This window comes from Bacillus sp. 220_BSPC, assembly GCF_001054655.1.
Taxonomy (GTDB): domain Bacteria; phylum Bacillota; class Bacilli; order Bacillales; family DSM-1321; genus Peribacillus; species Peribacillus frigoritolerans.
Genome location: NZ_JVPL01000094.1, coordinates 1 through 3648, shown reverse-complemented (window position 1 = coordinate 3648; position 3648 = coordinate 1). Strand labels below are relative to the sequence as shown.

Here is a 3648-nt window from a genome sequence, read left to right as displayed (position 1 = left end):
GGGCTAATAGGAATAGCAATATCCAAACTAGGTAAAGGAATAATGTGTTAAAGATGATTTGATAAAATTCAGACGTTACGATCGGTTCGATGATTAACGATATCAATGTATGTTCAAATCCCTGAGAAACAGGGGGGGCAGGTACAATGGTTTCCTCTGGCTTTTTTAAAGTTTGGATACCTAAATGAGCCATCGCAACTAACGTGTAAACAAAAATTAAAATTGTCCCAATCACATAAAATTTTGGCATGAATCCTATAATCCTGTCGAAAACAGAAACCCGTTTATCTTTCTGCTCCTCTATAGCCAATGTGGTTGCTCCTTTTAAGATTATTAATATCAGGAAAAGTCTACAGGAAATTGGTATTTTCTGGAGACTATCTATTTAATTTATATGTTTGCAATTATGTTAAAATACGTAAAATTTGTTTGATCATTGACATATTCCAAATTACTTTCGACGTTTTCATTAAAATTAATAATAATTCGTCGTTAAAAATGCCCAACCTCTTCATTGAAAATGAAAGGATGAGCAAATGTTTAGGGTTTTATTTAGGACGGCCCTTTATCGCAAATTCTTCGACCTTCCTTAGAAACAGCTCCATGGCTTTTGATGCTTCAAAGTCCAACTTTTTCACGATCGAAAAAGGTCTTATTAGGGGCTCATTTTTCAAATGGAAAGTTTTCAATTCATTGGACTTCAATTCTTTTTGTACTGTCAATCGGGATAACAAGGCAATGCCGAGTCCAGCCATCACCGCTTCTTTCACTCCTTGGATACTGGTGAAAATAAAGGTTTTCTTTATGTTTAACTCAAGACTGCTAAGAAGTTTATCGGAATATGTACGGGTCCCCGATCCTTGCTCCCTAAGTACCCATGTTTGGTTTTGGAGCATATTGCCCTCGATGAGATCCATCTGTGAAAGTGGATGATCCGGGGGAACGACCACAATCATCTCGTCATTCATGAAGGGCCTGACATCTATATCTTTATAATCCGTTTCCCCTTCAATCAAGCCTATATCAAGCTTATTCGAACGGATTCCTTGAATGACATCATTTGAATTAGAGATGATGATTTGTATATCCACCATCGGATATTGTGCCGCAAATTCTGCCAATACTTTTGGAAGGTAATATTCCCCTATCGTGAAGCTTGCACCTATTTTCATCGTTCCGCTAACCACGTTATTAAATTCATTTATTTCTCTTTTTGCTGTTTCATAATGATTAAGCATTTGCTTTGCATGTCTATACAAAATTTTTCCCGGCTCTGTTATTTGAACTTGTTTGGGGGAACGATAAATTAATTTCGTTCCTAACTCATTTTCCAGATTCCTTATGTGAAGACTGACTCCTGGCTGCGACAGGTTCAGGATATCCCCTGCTCTTGAAAAGTTTTTCTGTTCGATTACAGTTACGAATACTTTTAACGGATCCATTGTTACCTCCCTATTTTCCTATGCGTTTCATTTTATCATAAGTAGAAGTAATCATTGAAATAGCAAAAATATATTTCACTTATTTTTAATTTAGTTTTAAAGTTAAAGCATCAACATAGATGGAGTGATCACACTGGAACAAATAAAAGTTGAAACAAAAAAACTCGGATTTACAAAAGGAATAGCATTGACTTTGCTAATTGCCATTGCAGCAAAATACTTAGCAGTGCTTCCATTCCTTCATATAATGGGACAGTTAGTCATTGCAATACTGATTGGTATTGTTTGGAAATCGCTGATCGGCGTCCCGGCTTACGCCGTTGCTGGGACAAATTATTCAAGTAAAGTCCTTTTGAGGGTGGGCATTATCTTATTGGGGATGCGTTTGAACCTAAAGGATATTATTAATGCCGGACCGAAAACATTTGCAGTTGGTGCCATTAGTCTTGCATTTGGTATATTAGTAGTTTATGGATTGACCCGCCTATTTAAAGTTGAGAAAAAGCTTGGCATATTGACAGCTTGCGGAACGGGAATTTGCGGAGCTGCTGCCATACTGGCAATTTCCTCCCAAATAAAAGCAAAAGAAAAAGATACAGCAATAGCTGTAGCTACGGTTGCTGTATTAGGTACAACCTTCACTTTCGGATATACGATCCTATATCCATTATTGGGGTTATCCGATCAAGGATATGGTGTTTTTTCGGGTGGTACACTCCATGAAATTGCTCACGTCATCGCTGCTGCGGCACCAGGGGGAAATGAGGCTGTCGACTTGGCAGTGGTGGTCAAATTGACTAGGGTGGCCCTGCTCATTCCCGTTGCCATTTTAATTGGATTCATCATGAATTGGAAAGAACGATCAACGGTTACCGGAAAGAAATTTTCCTGGAAATCCATCCAGATACCGTGGTTCATTTTTGGTTTTTTATTGATGAGTGCCATTTATTCTTCAGGTGCAGTTCCTGAACCTTTGGCCGAAAAGCTTGTTATGCTTTCCTATATCCTCATGGCTATGTCGATGGCGGGACTAGGATTGAATATTGACCTTGTAACTTTTAGGAAATATGGCGGTAAACCTTTTATTGCTGGACTCGTTGGCTCTATATTTTTGACTTGCCTCGGGTATGTATTGGTTCAGGCTTTCCATTTAAATTAACTTTTCAATTTAAACAAGCATCCCTTAATCGGCATGCTTGTTTTTTTCTATTGGATGTGGAACATTGGCACCATAAAAAATTTCATCCATTTCCGTTTGAAGCCTTTCTATAATTTCTTGCCTTTCCTCTTTATTCAGCTTTTCCTCTGTATAACCGAATAAGTAATTATTAATATCGAACCTTTTCAGCTTACATTTCGTATGGAATATATTTTCCTGATATACATTTACATCGATCATGTCATATAAACCTTTTACTTCATCAGGAATATAGTTTTGAATGGAATTAATATCATGGTCAATGAACAATTTTCGCCCATCTTTATCTCTCGTAAATCCTCTTACTCGGTAATCGATCGTGATAATGTCGGTATCGAAGGAATGAATGAGATAATTAAGGGCTTTAAGGGGTGATATTTCTCCACATGTAGAGACATCGATATCGGCCCTGAATGTGCTAATGCCTTCATTTGGATGGTATTCAGGGTAAGTATGTACGGTAATATGGCTTTTATCCAGTTGCATGACCACATTATCAGGTAAAGGCCCTGGTGATTCCTCATAAGTCCCCATAGGTACTTCGACGACAGGTCCTTCTGAAACAAGAATGGTTACACTGGCGCCTTGAGGGACATAATCCTGTTTGGCCGTATTTAAAACATGCGCCCCTATTAAATCCGCAACATTGTGCAGGATTTTCGAAAGCCGCTCTGCATTATATTGTTCATCGATATAATCCAGGTAGGACTCCCTCTCTTCCCTGGTTCTTGTGTAACAAATATCATACATATTAAAGCTTAAAGATTTCGTAAGATTATTAAAGCCATGAAGTTCAATACGCTGCTCAGGTGTAAGTTTCATGAATGATTCCCCTTATACTTTTTTTAGGACTACCCTTATAGTTACCCTTTTCGTGAAATAAAAAACTAAATCTGCCAGTCTAAGCTTCTGACTTCTAATCGGTAAGCTAAGAAAAAGCCATTGCATTAACATGCAACGGCTCAGTTTGTAGACAAAAGGGGTTCGGAATTAAAAAATTCTGAACCC

At 37.9% G+C, this 3648-nt stretch carries 4 protein-coding genes; 1 reads left to right on the top strand and 3 read right to left on the bottom strand.

Translation table 11 applies throughout. The features are described 5' to 3' along the window. Both ADA55_RS05970 and ADA55_RS05965 read right to left on the bottom strand, forming a co-directional pair. Window positions 1-310: hypothetical protein (locus ADA55_RS05970; protein WP_048680539.1), on the bottom strand; the 310-nt coding region annotated here is incomplete at its 3' end. Between the two features lie 238 nt (window positions 311-548). Continuing rightward, complete coding sequence (locus tag ADA55_RS05965) at window positions 549-1442, bottom strand: selenium metabolism-associated LysR family transcriptional regulator (RefSeq protein WP_048680535.1); 894 nt, start codon at window positions 1440-1442, stop codon at window positions 549-551. Between the two features lie 133 nt (window positions 1443-1575). Between ADA55_RS05965 and ADA55_RS05960 the strand changes: the two genes are divergently transcribed. Continuing rightward, window positions 1576-2601: a YeiH family protein gene (locus ADA55_RS05960; protein WP_048680543.1), complete on the top strand. Its 1026-nt coding sequence runs from the start codon at window positions 1576-1578 to the stop codon at window positions 2599-2601. Window positions 2602-2625: 24 nt separating this feature from the next. Here the strand turns inward: ADA55_RS05960 and speD are convergent, their stop codons facing one another. Further along, a complete protein-coding gene (gene speD, locus ADA55_RS05955) occupies window positions 2626-3462 on the bottom strand; it encodes an adenosylmethionine decarboxylase (protein WP_048680532.1) in 837 nt (278 codons plus the stop codon). Window positions 3463-3648 lie beyond the last annotated feature (186 nt).